The organism is Agromyces sp. GL_144 (assembly GCF_057834305.1).
In genome coordinates this window covers 767,072-785,765 of the sequence record NZ_CM174399.1, presented here as the reverse complement: position 1 = coordinate 785,765, position 18,694 = coordinate 767,072, and the positions used below count along the sequence as shown (strand labels likewise).

14 protein-coding genes are annotated in these 18,694 nt (G+C 70.5%); 3 read left to right on the top strand and 11 right to left on the bottom strand.

What is annotated here, in order from left to right:
* Positions 1-109 precede the first annotated feature (109 nt).
* Positions 110-1,468, bottom strand: coding sequence for an ABC transporter substrate-binding protein (locus tag AC3IPY_RS03430; RefSeq protein WP_489186696.1), 1,359 nt, complete (start codon positions 1,466-1,468; stop codon positions 110-112).
* A 257-nt stretch (positions 1,469-1,725) separates the two neighbouring features.
* On the opposite strand from AC3IPY_RS03430, the gene AC3IPY_RS03425 reads away from it, so the two are divergent.
* Positions 1,726-2,775, top strand: coding sequence for a LacI family DNA-binding transcriptional regulator (locus AC3IPY_RS03425; RefSeq protein WP_489186695.1), 1,050 nt, complete (start codon positions 1,726-1,728; stop codon positions 2,773-2,775).
* A gap of 40 nt (positions 2,776-2,815) precedes the next feature.
* On the opposite strand, the gene AC3IPY_RS03420 is transcribed toward AC3IPY_RS03425, so the two are convergent.
* The 4 genes from AC3IPY_RS03420 to rplJ form a co-directional block, all read right to left on the bottom strand.
* Positions 2,816-4,054, bottom strand: a complete 1,239-nt coding sequence (locus AC3IPY_RS03420) for an MFS transporter (RefSeq protein ID WP_489186693.1) — start codon at positions 4,052-4,054, stop codon at positions 2,816-2,818.
* Positions 4,051-4,509, bottom strand: a complete 459-nt coding sequence (locus AC3IPY_RS03415) for a MarR family winged helix-turn-helix transcriptional regulator (protein ID WP_489186692.1) — start codon at positions 4,507-4,509, stop codon at positions 4,051-4,053. Before AC3IPY_RS03415 ends, AC3IPY_RS03420 begins: the two co-directional genes overlap by 4 nt.
* Before the next feature lie 148 nt (positions 4,510-4,657).
* A complete protein-coding gene (gene rplL / locus AC3IPY_RS03410; RefSeq protein WP_157425994.1) occupies positions 4,658-5,041 on the bottom strand; it encodes a 50S ribosomal protein L7/L12 in 384 nt (127 codons plus the stop codon).
* Between the two features lie 49 nt (positions 5,042-5,090).
* Positions 5,091-5,579: a 50S ribosomal protein L10 gene (gene rplJ / locus AC3IPY_RS03405; RefSeq protein WP_489186691.1), complete on the bottom strand. Its 489-nt coding sequence runs from the start codon at positions 5,577-5,579 to the stop codon at positions 5,091-5,093.
* A gap of 645 nt (positions 5,580-6,224) precedes the next feature.
* Here rplJ and AC3IPY_RS03400 point away from each other — a divergent pair.
* Both AC3IPY_RS03400 and AC3IPY_RS03395 read left to right on the top strand, forming a co-directional pair.
* Complete coding sequence (locus AC3IPY_RS03400; RefSeq protein ID WP_489188428.1) at positions 6,225-7,871, top strand: MDR family MFS transporter; 1,647 nt, start codon at positions 6,225-6,227, stop codon at positions 7,869-7,871.
* Position 7,872: 1 nt separating this feature from the next.
* On the top strand, positions 7,873-8,325 hold the full coding sequence (locus tag AC3IPY_RS03395; RefSeq protein ID WP_489186689.1) for a MarR family winged helix-turn-helix transcriptional regulator: 453 nt from the start codon (positions 7,873-7,875) through the stop codon (positions 8,323-8,325).
* A gap of 150 nt (positions 8,326-8,475) precedes the next feature.
* Here the strand turns inward: AC3IPY_RS03395 and AC3IPY_RS03390 are convergent, their stop codons facing one another.
* The 6 genes from AC3IPY_RS03390 to AC3IPY_RS03365 form a co-directional block, all read right to left on the bottom strand.
* Positions 8,476-10,815 (bottom strand): Xaa-Pro dipeptidyl-peptidase, encoded by a 2,340-nt coding sequence (locus AC3IPY_RS03390; RefSeq protein ID WP_489186688.1) that lies wholly within the window; start codon positions 10,813-10,815, stop codon positions 8,476-8,478.
* 103 nt (positions 10,816-10,918) lie between these two features.
* Positions 10,919-13,315: a M64 family metallopeptidase gene (locus AC3IPY_RS03385; protein WP_489186686.1), complete on the bottom strand. Its 2,397-nt coding sequence runs from the start codon at positions 13,313-13,315 to the stop codon at positions 10,919-10,921.
* A 161-nt stretch (positions 13,316-13,476) separates the two neighbouring features.
* Positions 13,477-14,598 (bottom strand): COG1470 family protein, encoded by a 1,122-nt coding sequence (locus tag AC3IPY_RS03380; RefSeq protein ID WP_489186684.1) that lies wholly within the window; start codon positions 14,596-14,598, stop codon positions 13,477-13,479.
* 199 nt (positions 14,599-14,797) lie between these two features.
* Entirely contained in the window at positions 14,798-16,030 is a 1,233-nt protein-coding gene (locus AC3IPY_RS03375; protein WP_489186682.1) for a PucR family transcriptional regulator, read from the bottom strand.
* Between the two features lie 161 nt (positions 16,031-16,191).
* Entirely contained in the window at positions 16,192-17,763 is a 1,572-nt protein-coding gene (locus AC3IPY_RS03370; protein ID WP_489186681.1) for a sensor histidine kinase, read from the bottom strand.
* Positions 17,760-18,500 carry a response regulator transcription factor gene (locus AC3IPY_RS03365; protein WP_489186679.1) on the bottom strand — a complete coding sequence of 247 codons (741 nt, stop codon included), beginning with the start codon at positions 18,498-18,500 and terminating at the stop codon, positions 17,760-17,762. Before AC3IPY_RS03365 ends, AC3IPY_RS03370 begins: the two co-directional genes overlap by 4 nt.
* Positions 18,501-18,694 lie beyond the last annotated feature (194 nt).

Sequence of the window (18,694 nt, the reverse complement as noted above, 5' to 3'; positions counted from 1 at the left end):
TCGAATACAGCCATCGTTGGAGCTGGGGTGCCGAGGGGCGGGGTTCTCCGAACCCCACCCCTCGACTATGCCGTACGCCCGCGTTGCCTCGGGCGCGACACGAGGACGATCAGCTCGTCGGCCAGGAGGACTCGATGGTGTCGAGCACCTGCGAGGTGCTCTCGCCACCGACCCACGACACGATGCCCTTCCAGAAGGAGTCGGCGCCGACGGCGCCCGGCATCAGGTCGGACCCGTCGAAGCGGAACGTCGTCTCGGGATCCTGGAGGATCTCGATCGACTGCTCGAGCAGCTCGCTCGACGCGTTCGCAGGGTCGACGCCCGTGTTGGCGCTGATCACGCCGCCGAGGCTGACGCGGTTGTTGGCCCACGTGTCGCTGGAGAGGTAGGTGCGGAACGCCTCGACCTCAGGGGCATCGCGGAAGGCGACCGGGAACTCGCCGCCACCGGTGACCGACAGCGGGTCGTCGGCGCTGGCGGGCGGGAGCAGGAAGCCGAACACGTCGCCGTCGGAGGCGACCTTCACGTCGTCGCCGCCCTCGGGGTTCCAGAAGGTCTCGTAGAACGAGGCCTGGTGGTGCAGCGAGCACTCGCCGTCGAGGATCGGCAGGCCGGCGGTCTGGAACGCCTCGGTGACCTGGGTGGACACGTTGCCGATGCCGCCGTTGACCATGTCCTCGTTCTTGAGGTAGCCGCCGACCGCGTCGAACGCCGCCGCGACCTGCGGGTCGTTGAACGGGATCTCGTGCGTCACCCACTGGTCGTAGGCGTCGGGCCCGTTCAGGCGCAGCATGTAGTCCTCGACCCAGTCGGTGCCGGGCCAGCCGGTCGCGTCACCGGACTCGAGGCCGACGCACCACGGCTTGTGGTCGCCCTCGGCCGCGATCGTCTCGGAGAGCTCGGTCAGCTCGTCGAGGGTCTTCGGGATCTCGTAGCCCTTCTCCTCGAACTCGGCCGGCGAGTACCAGACGTAGCCCTTGATGCTGGCCATGAGCGGCGCGGCGTAGAACGTGCCGTCGTAGGTGCCGTACTGCTTCCAGTCCTCGGACCAGAACTCGTCGACATTGGCCTCGACGTCTGCGGATGCCGGGATCAGCCAGCCGCCGACGGCGAGTCGGGCGAGCAGGCCGGGCTGGGGCACGATGCCGACGTCGGGGGCGTTGCCGCCCTCGGCGAGCACGGCGATCTGGGCCTCGAACTCGCTGGAGCCCTGGTACTCGACCGAGATGCCGGTGCAGGTCTCGAAGTCGGACCACGACTGGTCGAGACGGTCGGCCTCGAGGTCGAGGATCGTGCCCGCGACCGTGACCTCGGCGCCGTCGAACGTGCCGTACGCCTCGTAGTCGGCGCAATCGACGTCGCCGGCGTCTTCGTTCGCGATGTCACCCGTGCAGGCCGAGAGCGTGAGGCCCAGTGCTGCGGCCGCCACGATCGACGCCGTCCATCGACGATGCCGTGTGTTTCTCATGTCATCTCCTCATTGAGTACCGAATATGACGCAGACGGAGCCGGAACCGGTTCCATCGTCAACGCTAGGGGACGTGCGCGAGGGCGCACAACCCGTTCGCGATCACGATCCGGCCACATGCCGGAGCGGCCCGGATGCCGGTTGAGAACGCTCTCCCGCCGGTCTCGGCGCCGCTCGCGCCGCGCCGGAACCGGTTCCATCGAAGGTCGGGCGCCCGGTACCATCGGGTACGGATGCTGCCCGACGGAGGAGGCGCGATGCCCGCCATCAGCGATGTCGCCCGACTCGCGGGCGTGTCGAAGGCGACCGCCTCGCGGGCGCTGTCGGGTCGGGGCCAGGTGGCCGAGCAGACCCGCCTGCGGGTCGTGCAGGCGGCCTCAGAGATCGGCTACATCGCCTCTCCGGATGCCGCGAGCCTCGTCACCGGTCGCACGAAGAACGTGGGCGTGGTCATCCCCTTCGTGAACAGCTGGTTCTTCGGCGAGATGCTCGAGGGCATCGAGCGCACGCTCCTCGGAGCCGGCTACGACCTCACCCTCTACAACCTCCCCGTGTCGGGTCCGGCCCGTGCACGGGTCTTCGACTTCTTCCTCGCCCGCAAGCGCGTCGACGCCGTCATCGTCATCGCGGTCGACCTGACCGAGGGCGAGGTGCGCGGGCTCGAGCGGCGCGAGAAGCCCATCGTGTGCATCGGCGGCAGCGGCGAGGCATCCGCACGGCTCTCGATCGACGACCGCGCCGTCGGACTGCTCGCGACCGAGCACCTGCTGCACCTGGGTCACACGCGCATCGCCCACCTCGCGGGCGCCGGCGCCACGCTGCATCCGGCCGGCGTTGCGGGATTGCGCGCGGCCGGCTTCCGGGACGCGATCGAGGCGGCCGGCCCGGCGGCCGGCTCGGGTGCCGGATCCTCGGACCCGATCGAACCGGTCGTGATCGAGACCGAGATGAGCATGCCGGGCGGCTTCGAGGCCGGACTGCAGCTGCTCGGGCATCCGGCGCATCGCCCGACGGCGGTGTTCGCGGCGACCGACGAGATCGCGTTCGGCGTGATCCGCGCGGCCGAACGGCTCGGGCTGTCGATCCCGCGCGACCTCTCGGTGATCGGCATCGACGATCACGAGCACGCTGCACTCTTCGACCTGACGACCATCGCGCAGACCCCGGCCGAGCAGGGCCGGCTCGCGGTCGAGGTCGCGCTGCGCATGCTCGGCGACGACACCAGGGCCGATCCGTTGCCCGACTCGGGCGCCCCGCTGGCGACGCGACTCGTGGTGCGCGGGAGCACCGCGCGCGCGACCGGCTGAGCCGCGCGCCGGACGCCGGACGCCGGGCGAGCGTCGGCGCCTACGCCGCGTCGCCGACCGCGATCGCCTCGGCCTCGACGAGTGCCGGCTCGGCCGAGCCGTCGACCCGCTTCAGGACGCGGTGGCCGATGACGATGATGAGCGTCGCGACGAGCACCGAGCCGGCGGCCGCGTAGTACGGCGCCTGGGGCGAGATGAGGCGTGCGAGCTCGGCCGCGGCGGGCGGCGCCGCGGCGCCGCCCAGGAAGCGCACGGCCGAGTAGGCGCTCGAGGCCACCGAACGCTGCAGGTCGGTCGCCTCCATGACGCACTCGGTGAGCACGGTGTTCAGCACGCCGAGCACGAGTCCGCCGACGATGATCCAGACCACGAGCCAGGTCGGCGAGTCGATCGAGAGGCCGGCCGCGACCAGCACGACGGCCAGGAGCGGCAACGCGATGCGCAGCACGACCGTTCGCGGCATCCGCGCGGTCAGCAGTGGTGCGACGAAGACCGACGTGATCGCGAGCGCGACGCCCCATCCGAAGAACGTGAAGCCGAGGCCGAGCGCGTCGAAGCCGAGCGGGAACGGCGAGTAGGCCAGCAGCACGAAGAAGCCGATGTTGTAGAACAGCGCCGCGGCGGCGAGCACCGCGAGGGCGGGCTGCCCGAGCGCGCGGATGGGCGCCGAGAGCCTCGTCGGCTCGGGCTTCGGGTCGTCGGGGGCGCCCTTCAGCAGCACGACGATGGCGATGAAGCCGATGGCCATGAGCACGGCGGTGCCGAAGAACGGACCCCGCCAGCTGAGGTGGCCGAGCAGTCCGCCGAGCAGCGGGCCGATCGCGATGCCGAGCCCGAGCGCGGCCTCGTAGAGGATGATCGCCGCACCAGACCCGCCCGACGCGGCGCCCACGATGGTCGCGAGCGCGGTCGAGATGAAGAGCGCGTTGCCGAGGCCCCAGCCCGCGCGGAAGCCGATGATCGACTCCACGTTCTGCGAGAGGCCGGCGGCGGCCGCGAACACCACGATGATGGCGAGCCCGATGAGCAGGGTCTTCTTGGCACCGATGCGGCTCGAGATGTAGCTCGTGCCGAGCATCGCGAGACCCGTCACGAGCAGGTAGCTCGTGAAGAGCATCTCGGTCTCGGTGGGGGTCGCCTGCAGGCTCTCGGCGATGGCCGGGAGGATCGGGTCGACCAGGCCGATGCCCATGAACGCGATGACGCTCGCGAACGCGACGGCCCAGACGGCCTTCGGCTGCTTCAGGATCGACCCGGATGCCGCGTGCCCGGCGCTCACGCGACGTCGCCGGTCTGCATCGCGGCGCGTGCGCGCTCGAGTCGGGCGCGCACGATCTCGACGGATGCCGCGAGCGTGTCGATCTCGTCGTCGGTGAGGTCGTCGAACGTGGGCTCGAGCACCGTGGCGATCTCGTCGCGCCACGCGGTCAGCGCCGCGATGCCGCTCGGATCGGCCGAGATGAGCCAGGCGCGCGCGTCGCCGGCATCGGCGATGCGCCGCACCCAGCCGCGCTCGTCGAGCGTGTGCACGAGCTTCGTCATCGTGGGCTGGCTGACCCGGCTGACGCGGGCGAGCTCGCCGAGGCGCATCGGCCCGAGGTCGCGGAGCACGGCGATCGTACGCCAGATGGCGGGCGACTCGGTGTTGCCGCTGGCGGAGGCCGCCAGGCGGGTGAGTCGGCTGTTCACGGCGACGAGGTCGCCGAGCACGGTGCGGAGGTCTTGCTGAGGCATGCCTCCAGTATACATAGCTTGGCTATGTAACTGCCGCGCGGCGGCGAGAACGACGGATGCCCCGTGGCTCATGCCGAGCCACGGGGCATCCGTGTCATTCAGGTGACGCGAGCCACCTCATGCAGCGACCCTCTCGCGAGGGCGACGACTACTTGAGGGTGACGGTGGCGCCGGCGGCCTCGAGGGCCTCCTTGGCCTTCTCGGCGGCTTCCTTGTTCGCGCCCTCGAGCACGGCCTTGGGAGCACCGTCGACGACGGCCTTGGCCTCGCCGAGACCGAGCGAGGTGAGCTCGCGGACGGTCTTGATGACCTGGATCTTCTTGTCGCCTGCAGCCTCGAGGATGACGTCGAAGGAGTCCTTCTCCTCGACCTCTTCGGCACCGGCACCGGCACCGGCGGCGCCTGCGACGGCGACGGGGGCGGCCGCGGTGACCTCGAACTTCTCCTCGAACGCCTTCACGAACTCGCTGAGCTCGACAAGCGTCAGACCGGCAAACTGCTCGAGCAGCTCTTCAGTGGTGAGCTTCGCCATGATGTATCTCCTAGATTTTCGGTTTGTGTAGAACGAGATCGTCGGGCGCTTACGCGGCCTCGGCGGTCTCCAGCTTTTCGCGAAGCGCGTCGATGGTGGCGGCAGCCTTGCCCATCGTCGCCTTCATCATTCCCGCCGCCTTCGCAAGCAGAACCTCACGGCTCTCGAGCGAGGCGTACTTGTTGACCTCGTCGGCGTTGAGGGTCTTGCCCTCGAAGACGCCGCCCTTGATCACAAGATTCGGGTTCGCCTTGGCGAAGTCACGAACGGCCTTGGCGGTGGCGACGAAGTCGCCGTGCACGAAGGCGACGGCGGACGGACCGGTGAGGTCGTCGTCCAGCGTCGAGATCCCCGCGTTGTTCGCGGCGATCTTGGTCAGCGTGTTCTTCACCACGGCGTAGCTCGCGTCCTGACGGATGCTGTTGCGCAGGTGCTTGAGCTGGGCAACCGTCAGGCCGCGGTATTCGGTCAGCAGAACGGCAGCGGAGCTCTCGAACAGGTTCGTGAGTTCGGCAACCGAGGCTTCCTTGTTCGCCATGGCCACTCCTAGATGTCTTCTTCGTGCATCACGGTGGCGATGCACGGCGTCTGATCGCGGGGGCGAGGTCGTGCGGGCAACAAAAAAGCTCCGGCGCAGTTGCGCGGAGCCCGGCCCGATTCTCATCGGAAAGTCTTCGTCACACCTGCGCGGGCCCTTGCTTTCGCAAGACTTCGGTCGGCATATCTCTCGATGCGCACGACAACCAGCGGTCTTCGGCTTCGGGACACATTACCGGATGCCGCGTGCGCGGCCAAATCGGGCCGGCCCCGTCTGCTCGATTCGGACTTCCGGCGACCGCCGCGACCTCCAGGCAAGAACGACGGCGCGTCGCCGAATCTCCGAATCCGGAAGACTCACGCGGCGTGCACGCGCGAGCGACGCCGGCTCGAGACATCCGCAGATCTTTCCCGGATCACGGGAATAGTTGACCCAGGTCCAAAGTTGACTCAGTGCAACCAAAAACATATAGTTGTTGAATATCAACGATCTAGCGACCACGCTACGCACGCAACTCGTAAGGAACCGACCTTGACTTCTGTGTCAGACAAGCCCGCGACCGGGGCCGTACCCGCCGCCGCGGCCTCTTCGGAGCAACGCACCCCGCGCGAGGTGATCATCGCGATCTCCGGCCTCGTCGTGGCGATGTTCGTCGCCGTCATCTCGGGCACGGTCGTCTCGACCTCGATGCCGCTCATCATCGCCGACCTCGGCGGCGACCAGACCGCCTACACCTGGGTCATCACCGCGAGCCTGCTCGCCATGGCCGTCTCGACCCCGATCTGGGGCAAGCTCGCCGACCTGGTCAATCGCAAGGCGCTGCTCATGGCGGCGATCGGCCTGTTCGTCGTCGGCACCGCGATCGCCGGCTTCGCCCAGGACACCACGACCCTCATCGCCGTGCGCGTGATCCAGGGCCTCGGCGCGGGCGGCCTCATGTCGCTCGTCATGATCCTCATCGCCGTCATCATCTCGCCGCGCGAGCGCGGCAAGTACATGGGCTTCGTCGGCGGCATCATGGCCGTCGCGACCATCGGCGGGCCGCTGCTCGGCGGCGTCATCACCGACGCCTGGGGCTGGCGCGCCAACTTCTTCCTGCCGGTGCCGCTCGCGATCATCGCGCTCATCGTCATCTCGCGCACCCTGCACCTGCCCCCCATGCCGAAGCGCGCCGTGAAGATCGACTACCTCGGCATCGTGCTGCTCGCCGTCGGCGTCTCACTGCTGCTCGTCTGGGTGTCGCTCGGCGGCAGCGAGTTCGAGTGGGACTCGATGACCAGCTACGTCATGATCGGCGTCTCGGCGCTCGCGATCATCGCCTTCGTCATCACCGAGTTCTTCGTGCCCGAGCCGATCGTGCCGATGACGCTCTTCAAGAACCGCACGTTCACCCTCGCCGTGATCGCCTCGGTCGCGATCGGCGTCTCGATGTTCGCGACCAGCGTCTTCCTCGCGCAGTACTTCCAGCTCGCGCGCGGCGCCACACCGACCGAGTCCGGCCTCATGACGATCCCCATGATCGTCGGCCAGATGGGTGCCTCGATCATCATCGGCGCGCTCATCAGCAAGTTCGGCAAGTGGAAGCGCTTCATGCTCCTCGGGTCCGTGCTCGTCGTCGCCGGCTCCTACCTCATGACGACGCTCAGCTACGACACCGACTACCTGTGGGTCAGCGTCTACATGGTCATCCTCGGCGCGGGCCTCGGCATGGTCATGCAGAACCTCACGCTCGTCGTGCAGAACGACACCCCCGCCTCGCAGCTGGGTGCCGCGAGCTCGAACGTGAACTTCTTCCGCACGATCGCCGGAACCATCGGCGTCACCATCATGGGCTCGCTGCTCGCCACCCAGGTCACGACGCACATCACGTCGGGGCTGAAGAGCTACACGCCCACCTCCCCTGAGGAGATCGACGCGCTCAAGGGCCTCGCCGGCGGCGGCATCCCCCACGTCTCCGCGCTTCCCGACGGCATCCGCGTCATCATCGAGAACGCGTACGGCAACGGCATCGCCGATGTCTTCTGGGTCGCCGTGCCCCTCGCGGTGCTCAGCGTGATCGCGATCGCGTTCCTGCCGAACAAGGCGCTCTCGACCAAGACCTCGGCCGAGCAGCTGAAGGAGGAGTTCGAGCAGGTCGCGATCGACCTGGCCGAGGCCGAGATCGGTTCGCCCGTCACCTCGTCCATCGAGATGGTCGAAGCGGATGCCGCGGCGGAGCGTTCCGCGACGGCAACCCGTCCGCGCGGGGCCGACGCCGAGACCACCCCGTCGGCCACGGGCGGCGACCGATAACATGACCATCGTGACCGAGGCATCCGCACCCGTCGACGAGGCCATCGCCGAGGTCGAGGAGCAGATGAGCCTGCTCTTCAACCGGGCCCGCCTCATCTGGAAGGAAGCGGCGCAGAAGGTCCACCCCGACCTGCAGCCCGCGGCCTACAAGCTGCTCTCGACGATCGTGCGGCACGGCTCGGCCAACGCGCATGCGCTCGCCGACCTGTTCGAGATGGACAAGTCGGTGGTCAGTCGTCAGGTGCGCGTGCTCGAGGAGCTGGGTCTCGTCGAGACCAGGCCGGACGAGCGCGACGGGCGCGTGCGCGTGCTCGTCGCCACGCCCGCGGCGATCGAGCGGGTGAACGAGGTGCGCGAGGGCAACCAGCAGCGCATGCGCGACGTGCTGCGCGATCACTCCGAGGCCGAGCTGCGCGGCTTCGCCGAGCTGCTGCGGCGCATCGCCGAGGCCTGAGCCCCGGTCACGCAGCCCCGGTCATGCACCACCGGTCACGCAGTCGAACGCACGAAGGCCCGTCCTCCATGGGCGGGCCTTCGTCGTACCGGAGGCGCCGTGCGAGCCGAGGCATCCCCGACCCGCACGGTGCTCGCACGAGCGTGACGATCACATGAGCGTGAGCGTCAGCACCCCCGCGTAGGTGCCGAGGCGCGTCGAACCCGGGATGCCGAGCACGAGGTCGGCCCCGCAGCTGAATGCGCCGGCGCTCTGGCCGCGCGCTGCGGTGCACATCGCAGCGGATTCCCCGATGCCCGCGCCGGGTTCGGCCGAGGCGCCCGGCGTGACCGCGCCCTCCTGCCCGTCGGGGGTCGGGAGTCCGCCCGTCACCGTGGCCGCCTTCGGCGACCATCCCAGGTTGTCGGCGACGATCGTGCCGGTGCCGCTCGTGAAGTCCGACACCTGGGCCGTCAGGTCCCAGCCGGCCGCGGTGCCGCGGGAGTCGCGGACCTCGACGTCGTGCAGGGCGCCGGTCGTGCGCTGGTCGACGCCCGAGAGGGCGACCGGCTCGAGGGTGACCGGCTCATCGCTCGAGACCGACAGCGACAGCGCACCGCCCGAGATCTCGGTCGTGATGACCTGGTGATCGATGCCGGGACCGCTCGCACCGAGCACGGAGACGAGCGTCGCCGCGCCGCCGACGATCGGCAGCGAGACCGACGACTTCGCCGGGTTCACCGTGAGGCGCGTTCCCGCCGCGGGACGCACGGTGTACTCGTTGTCGGAGGACATGACCACGATGCCGAGCTTCGATCCGGCCGCGAAGACGTAGTCCTTCGGCTCGAAGTCGAACTCGAACTCGGCGAACGCACCGGGCTCGATCGGGTCGGTCACCGAGTCGGAGACCCGATTCTGCACGTCCATCCAGCCGCGCGAGACGATCGTCGCCGTGCCGTTCGACTTGTAGTCGACGAGCAGCGCGGTCAGGTTCGCCTTCTCGCGGTCGACCGCCAGCTCGAGCGAGACGCTCGGCGTGCCCGACAGGCGCACCGCCTCCGAGACCGCACGCGTCTGGTAGGCGAGACGGTTCTCGGATTGCGCCGCCGTGGCGAGGGCGGCCGCCTTCTTCGACGCGTCGTCGATCAGGAACTCCGTACGGCCCGAACGGTCGGCGCCGAAGTCGAGCACGCCGACGGTGTTGGCCGTGGAAGCCGAGCCGAGGTCGAGCGAGACGTCGGCCGCAGCCGGGTCCGGCCACTCGGGGTACTCGGTGAGCACCTTGTCCTCGCGGACGACGTAGGCCTTCGGCAGGTCTTCGACGCCGTTGGGCACCTGGTAGAGGTACCGGGTGAACCAGCGGTTGAGCATCGTGTCGGTCGGGTTGCCGCCATGACCGCCCTGGTGCAGGTAGATCTGGTGCGGCACGCCGCGAACCTTGAGCGCCTCGTAGAGGTCGGAGGCGTTCTTGGTCATGACGTTCCAGTCGTTGAGACCGTGCGCCACGAGCGTCGCCGCGTGGATGTCGTCGGCGTTCGCGAGGTAGTCGCGCTCCTTCCAGAAGTCGCTGCGATCACCGGTCGCACGGTCCTGTTCGGCGCGCAGCTCGTCGATGACCGGCTGGCAGATCGCCTGGTCCGCCCGCGTGTACACGTAGTCGGCCAGGACGTCGAGGTCCTCGCCCTGGTACCCGCCCGGCGCACGGACCGCGCCGTTCGCGCGGTAGTAGTTGTACCAGTCGGAGATCGCGGACACCGGGACGATCGCATCGAGCCCCTCGACCCCGGTGCTCGCCACGCCGATCGGCAGCGTGCCGTTGTACGAGGTGCCGATCATGCCCACGCTGCCGGTCGTCCAGTCGGCCGAGACCTCCTGGGAGCGCGCGGTGCTCGTGTACGCCTTCGCCCGGCCGTTCAGCCAGTCGACGACCGCCTTGCCTCCGAGCGACTCGTTCGTGCCGCCCGAGGTCGGGCAGCCCTCCGAGAAGCCGGAACCGAGCGACTCCGCGTGCACGATCGCGAAGCCGCGCGGCACCCAGGTCGCCTCGAGCGAGGTCGAGATCTTCGGACTCGTGCGCGGGGCCGCCGGAGCCGGGAAGCCCGGCTTCGACGTCGGGGGCTCGCCGATCTCGTGATCCACGTTCCAGTTGCCGACATCGCTGCCGCCGGCGTAGTACGGGCTCATCTCCATGATGACCGGCACGTCGAGGCCGGCTGCGGTCTCGGGGGTGCGGGTCACGTCGATGTGCACGAGATCGGGCTTGCCGTCGCGGTCGGAGTCGACCTCGCTCTCGACCCACGCCTCCTGGCGGATCCAGGCGTTGCGATCGGTCGTGAAGACGGACTGCGAGAGACCGTCCTGGAAGGTCGGCTCCGCCGGGCCCGGAGCGGGGGCGGCGACGGCCGGCGCCGCCGAGGCGAGCAGCCCGCAGGTGATGATCGGGACGACGACGAGCGCCGTTGCGGCGCCGAGCCGTCGGCGGCGCGTCGCGCCGCGTTTCGTGGTGTGCATGGTCGTGGTGTCCTCCTGTTGGGTTGGCGGGTGGTCGGGACGTGTGCGGCGACTCGCGCCGCCGCACACGCCGCGCGTCCGATGACTCGGTTCGCGGATCGGATCAGATGAGGGTGAGCGTCAGCACTCCGGCGTAGAGGCCGGCCGGCGTCGACCCGGGCACGCCGAGCCGGAGCCCGCCGCCGCACGAGAACGCACCTGCGCTGTGGCCGGACGGCGCCGAGCACAGGCTCGCCGGCGAGCCGAGACCGGTGCCCGGCTCCTCGGGCGACCCGGGCGTCACCTTCGGCGCCTGCCCCGGCGTCGTCGGCAGCGAACCGGTGACCGATTCCGCGTTCGGTTCCCAACCCAGGTTGTCGGCGAGGATCGAGCCGGATCCACTCGTCAGATCCGAGACCTGCCCGGTGAGGTCCCAGCCAGGGGCGGTGCCGCGCGCATCGACGACGCCGAAGGGCGCGAGGATCCCGGATGTCTCGTCGTCGACGCCCGAGAGCACGACGCGCTCGAGTTCGACGCCCTCGGCATCCGGTGCCTGCAGCGTCAGGCCGCCGGCGACCTCGACGGGCGCCGTGATGATCTGCCGCGGATCGGCGTCGTCGCCGCCGAGCACGGTGACGGTGAACGCCTCGACGGGACCGATGTTGCCCGCGGCATCCGTCGCCCGGTACTCCACGCGGTGCGTGCCGTAGCCCGGCTCGCGCTCGACGAACGGCGAGAGCGACATGCCCTGCGGGCCGAGGTTGCCGTAGACGAGGTCGTCGATGTTCGTGCCCGTCGGCGTGAACAGGAACGGCGCTTCGGGATCGGTGGGCCAGCCGTAGTAGTTGTGCCAGCCGTCGCCGTCGAGCCGGAACTCGCTCACGAGCGCGCCGTCGCGGTCGTCGGACGCCTCGAGCTTCATCGTGAACGACTCGTTGACCAGGTAGTGCGGCTCGCCGTTCGCGCCGACGCTCGTCGAGACCGGGGCCGAGACGGTCGCCTCGACGGTCGGCCCGGCGTTATCGACGTCCCAGCTGACCGTCGCGGCGGGCACGGCCGCATCGCCGGGATCGGAGACCCTCGCCTCGACGGTGTGCGAGCCGGCGGCCAGGTCGAGCCGGCCGAGATCCAGCGCGGCCTTGCCGTAGGGGTCGGCGACCGGCCGGCCGTCGACGGTCCACGTCACGGCGAACTCGCGGTCGGCCCGATGGGTGGTGTTGACGTAGAGCACGTCGTCGGCGCCGGCCGCGCGGTCGGTCGGGCTCGACTCGGTCACCGCGGGGGCGACGTCGGCCGTGCCGGCCGTGGCGTCGCCCACCGTCCAGCTGCGCACGTGCGTCATCGACGGCTTGGCCCGGAGCGCAGGATCGCGGACGAACTCGGTGTTGTCGACGACGGTCGCGGTGACCGTGTCCCCCGGCTTCGCACCCTGTGCGGCCAGATCGAGCGTGCGCAGGTTGCCGGGGTTGGCGATCTCGGCATCGTTGATCGCCCAGGTCACGTCGACCTCGTGGGAGACCGGGTGGGCCGTCTCGAGCCAGAGCACCTGGTCGGCCGCGACGGGGGCCGTCGTCGGCGTCGAGTCCGGCACGAGGGGTGCCCGCGATGCCACGCGCTCGGTCACGATCTCGCGGCCGACCTGGTCGTACTGGTACCCGAGCGTCTTCATCATCGAGTGGCGGCTCGGTCGGAAGATGCCGGTCGAGTAGTACTGGCCGCCCTCGTACGTGCCGATGGTCCCGCCGGACTCGCTCGGCTCCCCGAGCCAGCGCCACCACTTCGTCTTGGTCGCCGCCATCTGCTCGGCCGTCATGATCGTGTGGTGCTTCGAGCTCGGCTCGCCACCGGTGTAGTCGCCGGTCGTGACGCCTCGGGTGTAGTAGTCGTACTCATCCTGGAGCGAGCCGAGCGAGTGCCCGATCTCGTGGGGCGAGATGAGTGCCGAGAGCGCGTTGCCGCCGCTCGCCGTCGCGTAGCTGCCGCCGGCGCCGCCGTACGTGTCGCTGTTGGCGAGCGCGAGGATCTGGTCGACCTTGGGCGCCTTGCTCGCGAACTGGCGGGCGAGGGTGTTGTCGACGGTGAGCAGTCGCTCGACGCTGTTCGCATTGCATCCGCCCCAGAAGGCCATCTTCAGGGGGGTGTTGCGTCGTGGCGCGTCGAGGGTGCGGTCGCAGCTCACGCCGGATTCGCCCGAGACGATGCCGATCGCGTAGACGTTGAAGTTGTTGCGATAGCTCTTGTAGGGCTCGATGCTCCACATGGTCTCGAGGTGGGTCTCGACCTGCTCGTAGAACTTGTCCTGCTCGGCGGCCGTGTAGCCGTCGCCGAGGATGACGAGCGAGAAGCGCTCCTGCGGATCGCCGGTGACCTGCATGGGCACGAGCGTCGAACTGCCGACCTCGTCGGCTGCGTGTGCGGGGGCGCTCGCGACGACGGCCAACGAGACCGCCATCAGTGGTACGACGAACGCCGCAGCGGCGCGTCGAGCGCGGCGGTGCGCGCGCATTCGAGATGCTGCCATTCTCTTTCCTTCCGGTTCGGTGCTTCTGGGGCTCCGGACGGTGCGGACGCATGGCGAAGCATCCTCGAGCCGTCAGATCATCGCCCGAGGCAGGATGCGACGCGGGCGGGGAGAATCGGGAGATCGCGTGGTTCGGGGTCGCGCAGCGGTCGGCCGAGCGGTCAGCTCGTTCCGACGGTCGCGGGTTGCTCCCGCCCAGGGCTTCCCGTCGGTTCGGTGCCGTCGGGATCGCCACCGGTGCGAGGCCCGTCTGCGTCTGCGACGGGCTCACTCGGGCTCGCGCATGCCTCGTCGGCACGATTCGCGGCGGCGACGGCCGCCTCGGCGTCGCGCAGGCGGCGGCGCAGGCGGCGTCCGCGACGCACGAGGAGCACGATGACGGCGACGACCACGAGGAGCGCGGCGACGAGCAACCACGGAACGGCCCACGCCGATCCGGTGGCCTGGTGGATGCCCGCGACGTCGCCTTCGCGGCCCTCGCGCTGGCGCGGCTCGACGTCGACGGAGCCGGTCAGCAGCATGGCGGGCGGCACGTCCGCGAACTCCTGCGTGAGTCGCACCTCGCCGCCGGGAAGGAGTTCGGGCAGCGCCTGCGGCTCGGCGGCGCCGAGCGCCCAGCCGAACGGCCCCGACATGTCGACTCGCACATCGCCGCCGAGGCGCTGGTTGCCCGGATTGGAGACGGTGTAGCTCACGACCGCCGGCGCGCCCGTCAGCCCCAGCCCGCCTCGGTAGTCGACCTCGACATCGGAGACCACGAGTTCGGGTGCCGCTTCGCCGGGCACGTCGACGTAGACCCGCACGCCGACGCGGCGGTCGACGGCGACCTGTTGACCGCCCTCGCTCGCCGGAGAGAGCTCGGCGAGGGAGGCGACGATGCCTCCGGCGTGATCACCCGGTTCGGCGTTCGGCGGCAGGGTGAGGCGGAACGGGATGTCGGCACGGGTGCCCGGCTCGATCGTGAAGACCCCGTCGCCGTCGATGCCGACCCAGGCTCCGACGTCCTCGGAGGCGGTGCCCGCCGGCGGGAGGGAGAACGCACCGTCGGCCGTCATCAGCGCGTCCATCGCGTAGACGCGCACGGTCACCGGTTCGGCGCCGAGGTTGGAGACGCCGACGTAGTCGGTGGTCGTCTCCCCGGGCGCGAGGGAGTACGCCAGCGCATCCCGGCCGTCGGGCCCGTCGGCCGAGGAGGGCTGCACCGCCCAGGTGATCTGGACGTCGTCGGTCGCCGGCTCCTCGGCGAACGCCGCCCCGGCATCGAGGGTCGGCCCGAGTGCCACGAGTGCGATCCCGAGCGAGAGGAGAGCCCCTGCGTGTCTGGCTGCGAACCGTCGCCTGACCGCCATCTGCGCCTCCCGGTCTGCGACGAGCAGACCTCGCCGCGGTGATGGTCACAGCCTATGAAGAGCCTGTGAACACGCGCATCGCGCCGTTGTCGCATCGTTGATCGCCCCGATGCGACGTTCGTCGAACGCCGCCTCAGCGTTCGAGCGCGGTCGGCGGCGGGCCGTCGAGCTTGGCGAGCAGGATGCCGAGATGCAGGCCGAGCCGTTGCACGCCGTCTTGGAGATCGAGGTCGAGGATGCGCTCGACCCTGGCGAGTCGGTGATAGAGGGAGCTTCGGTGCACGCTGAGCAGCGCGGCGGCCTCCTGGGCGCGCCCGCCCACCCGCAGATAGACCTCGAGCGTCTCGACCAGTACCGCACCGTCGCGCTCCTCGCGCAGGCGATCCAGGTCCACTCGGAAGTCCGCGGCGCGCAGCCCGCGGGCCGCGGCCGCGTGCAGGCCGCGGTACGCACGCAGTTCGTCCCAGCGCTGCACCCCGGGGTCGAGCTCGAAGGCGCCCGCGATCTGCACCGCTCGTCGCGCCTGGCCGTAGCTGGCACGGGCCTCGTGGAGCGCGGCTCCCGGACCGCCGACGCCCACGTCGATGCGGAGCACGCCGGGAAGCCGGCCGATGGAGGTGCTCGCCTCCTCGAACAGGCCCAGTGCGGCGGCGGCGACCCCGGCCGAGCGCACCGGGCCGCCGGCCGGCGCCACGAGCACGAGGTGGTCCTTGCGCACGAGCGCGAGTCCGCTCTTGAACCCGAGGGCCTTGGCCGAATGCCGTGCCATGCGTTCGAGTGCGTCGCGCAGCTGCATGGGGTCCGGCGCCACCGGCCCAGGACTCGAGCGCACGACGAAGGCACGCACGCCGTCGTCGGCGAGGAATCCCCCGTCGCCGACGATGCTCTCGGCCGCGCGGAACCGGTGCTTCTCGGTGCCGAGCAGGAGCCGGCGGGTGTGGTCGCCCGCTCGGGAGGCCTTGAGCTCCAGGAGCTGCTTCACCCTCGCCCATTCCTCGGCGATGCGTTCGGCGAACTCGTCGGCCCTCGCGACTGACTCGTCGTCGATCGAATCGGGCGCCTCGATGAACCAGAGGTGCCCCATGGAGGCGTCGGCGCGCCGGATCGGCACGACGAGACGGGGCAGCATGCCGAGCGCGTGGTTGCCCGGCACGTGCACCGCGCGCTCGGCGCGATAGACCCCGGTGCGGTCCAGCCACGACCGCACATCGGGATCGGCCAGGTGGCGCAGGATCGAGTTGCGCCGGACCTCGTCGATGACACCGTGCTGCGGGCTGTAGGCGACCATGCGACGCCGACCGTCTTCGAGCAGAGCCGGGCGCCCGACGATCTGCGCAACATGGTTGACGAGCTGGGGGACGCTCATGGGACTCGCTCGGTCGACGTGGGCACCGGGCAGCGGGTGTCTGCCCGACTCCCGATTCTACGCGTCGGAGGACGCGGGTGTCGGCTCGTCGGGCATCGGCTCGTCGGGCCGTGCGCCCGCTCGCGGGGCGGCCCGATCAGCACGGGGCGACGAGAGGGCCGTCAGGGCGCTGCGGGCAGGCGCACGGTGAACACGGTCGAGCCGGGCTCGCTCGCCACCTCGACCTCGCCGTGGTGCGCCTCGACGACGGCGCGCACGATCGCGAGCCCGAGGCCCGTGCTGCCGGCGCGGCGCGAGCGTGACGAGTCGCCGCGCGCGAAGCGCTCGAACAGCGAGCCGAGGAGCTCGGGCGGGATGCCGGGTCCGTCGTCGGCGACGCGCAGCACGACCTCGTCGCCGTCGCGTTCGAGCGAGGCGACGACGTGGGTGCCCTCGGGCGTGTGCACGCGGGCATTGGCGAGCAGGTTCGTGACGACCTGGCGCAGGCGCGGCTCGTCGCCGACGACGTCGGTCGCGGCATCCGTCGCCCGCACCTCCCAGTCGTGACCGTGACCCGCCGCCTGCGCGTCGCCGACGGCCTCGCCGAGCATGCGTTCGAGGTCGACGGGCAGCGCGGCGAGCTCGCGGCCCTCGTCGAGCCTCGCGAGCAGCAGGAGGTCTTCGACGAGTTCGGTCATGCGCACCGACTCGGACTCGATGCGCGAGATCGCGTGCGTGACGTCGGGCGGCAGGTCGCCGCCGTGCAGGCGGGTGAGCTCGGCGTATCCGCGGATCGAGGCGAGGGGCGTGCGCAGCTCGTGCGAGGCGTCGGCGACGAACCGGCGCACCTTGCGTTCGCTGTGCTCACGGGCGGTCAGGGCGGATGCCACGTGCCCGAGCATGCGGTTGAACGCGGTGCCGAGCCGGCCGACCTCGGTGCGCTCGTCGTCGACGGGCACGCGTTCGGCGAGCGCGACGTCGCCGCGCTCGAGCGGCAGCTCCGAGACCCGCTGGGCGGTCTCGGTGACGGCCGCGAGCGGGCTGAGCGCACGCCGCACGACGAGCGAGCCCACGATGAGGGCGAGCACGAGGCCGATGACCGCGACGATCGAGATCGTGAGGGCGAGCTGGGTCGTCGTGGCCGTCACCTCGGCGAGCGGCAGCGCGAGCACGACCTTGAGGCCGTTCCATTCGGGAAGCTCCACCGCCTGCGCCCGGTACTCGCCGAGCCGGCCGACCGAGATCGAATGCGGCTGGTCGTCGGCGGGGACCGTGCCGAGGAGTTCGGCGAGGTCTGCCGGCAGCTCGATCAGGTTGCCGCGGTCGGCGATGTACCGGGCCGTCACGGTGCCGTCGGACTGCACGAGTGCGGCGAGGGTCCCGGCCTGCTGGCCGGGGATGTCGAGCAGGATGCTCGGCCCCTCGGTGGGATCGCCGGGGAACCCGGGAGTGGAGGCGCGCAGGTTCGTGCGCGAGATCGCGTCGTCGAGGTTGCCGTCGAGCCGGTCCATCGAGGCGCTGTGGAAGACGGCGACGGTCACGAGGCCGACCGTCGCGCTCACCGCGACGAGCAGCGCGGCGACGATGACGAGCAGGCGCCGGTGCAGCGTCCATGGTCGGCCACGACGGCGGCCGGACCCATCGGCGGGGGCGTCGGTCGAGGCATCCGGGCCGCTGAGGACGGCGGCCGCACCGGTGTGCACGGCGGCGACCCGGGCGGCGGCCGCGTGACCGGGATCGCCCGGTCGGGTCATCCGACGGCCTTGATCATGTAGCCGGCGCCGCGCACCGTGTGGATCATGGGCTCGCGACCGGCGTCGATCTTCTTGCGCAGGTACGAGATGTAGAGCTCGACGACCGACTCCTTGCCGCCGAAGTCGTAGGACCACACGCGGTCGAGGATCTGCGCCTTGCTGAGCACGCGGCGCGGGTTGCGCATGAGGTAGCGCAGCAGCTCGAACTCCGTCGCCGTCAGCTCGACGGGCGTGCCGCCGCGCTCGACCTCGTAGCTGTCCTCGTCGAGCGTGAGGTCGCCGACGGCGAGCACGGGGTCCTTCTGGTTCGCGAGCGTGATCGAGGAGCGGCGGATGAGTCCGCGCAGTCGCGCGACGACCTCCTCGAGGCTGAACGGCTTGGTGACGTAGTCGTCGCCGCCGGCGGTGAGCCCGGCGATGCGGTCGTCGAGCGAGTCCTTCGCGGTGAGGAAGAGCACGGGCGTCTCGGTGCCGTCGGCGCGCACGCGCTGCAGCACCTCGAGGCCGTCGATGTCGGGGAGCATGATGTCGAGCACGATCGCGTCGGGCCGGAACTCGCGGGCGACCTTGACGGCGCCGACGCCGTCGGCGGCGGTGCGCACGTCCCAGCCCTCGTAGCGCAGGGCCATCTTCAGCAGGTCGGTGAGCGAGTGCTCGTCGTCGACCACGAGCACGCGCACCATGGAGCCGTCGCCCTTGGCGATCTGCGGGGAACGGTGCGGAGTGGTCGTCGTCATGTCTCCAGTATCCGCGCCGCGCTATGCGTTTCCTATGAACTTCTCGAGCGGATGCCGCGTGCCGGCCTCGCGGGTCGCGCGGCCCGGTGGCGCCCGGCGGCCCCCGGCGACGACGCTGCGGCGACCGGGCATCACATAGGCGGGCATGGGCGAGGGCATAGGCGCCGCATAGCGCCGGTGCCTACCGTCGAGCC

Coding starts and splice junctions, on each gene's coding strand:
- AC3IPY_RS03400 (WP_489188428.1), top strand. CDS start 6,225: ATGTTCGTCGCCGTCATCTCGGGCACGGTCGTCTCGACCTCGATGCCG.
- AC3IPY_RS03415 (WP_489186692.1), bottom strand. CDS start 4,509: ATGCCTCAGCAAGACCTCCGCACCGTGCTCGGCGACCTCGTCGCCGTG.
- rplJ (WP_489186691.1), bottom strand. CDS start 5,579: ATGGCGAACAAGGAAGCCTCGGTTGCCGAACTCACGAACCTGTTCGAG.
- AC3IPY_RS03385 (WP_489186686.1), bottom strand. CDS start 13,315: ATGGCAGCATCTCGAATGCGCGCGCACCGCCGCGCTCGACGCGCCGCT.
- AC3IPY_RS03395 (WP_489186689.1), top strand. CDS start 7,873: ATGACCATCGTGACCGAGGCATCCGCACCCGTCGACGAGGCCATCGCC.
- AC3IPY_RS03390 (WP_489186688.1), bottom strand. CDS start 10,815: ATGCACACCACGAAACGCGGCGCGACGCGCCGCCGACGGCTCGGCGCC.
- AC3IPY_RS03430 (WP_489186696.1), bottom strand. CDS start 1,468: ATGAGAAACACACGGCATCGTCGATGGACGGCGTCGATCGTGGCGGCC.
- AC3IPY_RS03425 (WP_489186695.1), top strand. CDS start 1,726: ATGCCCGCCATCAGCGATGTCGCCCGACTCGCGGGCGTGTCGAAGGCG.
- rplL (WP_157425994.1), bottom strand. CDS start 5,041: ATGGCGAAGCTCACCACTGAAGAGCTGCTCGAGCAGTTTGCCGGTCTG.
- AC3IPY_RS03375 (WP_489186682.1), bottom strand. CDS start 16,030: ATGAGCGTCCCCCAGCTCGTCAACCATGTTGCGCAGATCGTCGGGCGC.
- AC3IPY_RS03365 (WP_489186679.1), bottom strand. CDS start 18,500: ATGACGACGACCACTCCGCACCGTTCCCCGCAGATCGCCAAGGGCGAC.
- AC3IPY_RS03370 (WP_489186681.1), bottom strand. CDS start 17,763: ATGACCCGACCGGGCGATCCCGGTCACGCGGCCGCCGCCCGGGTCGCC.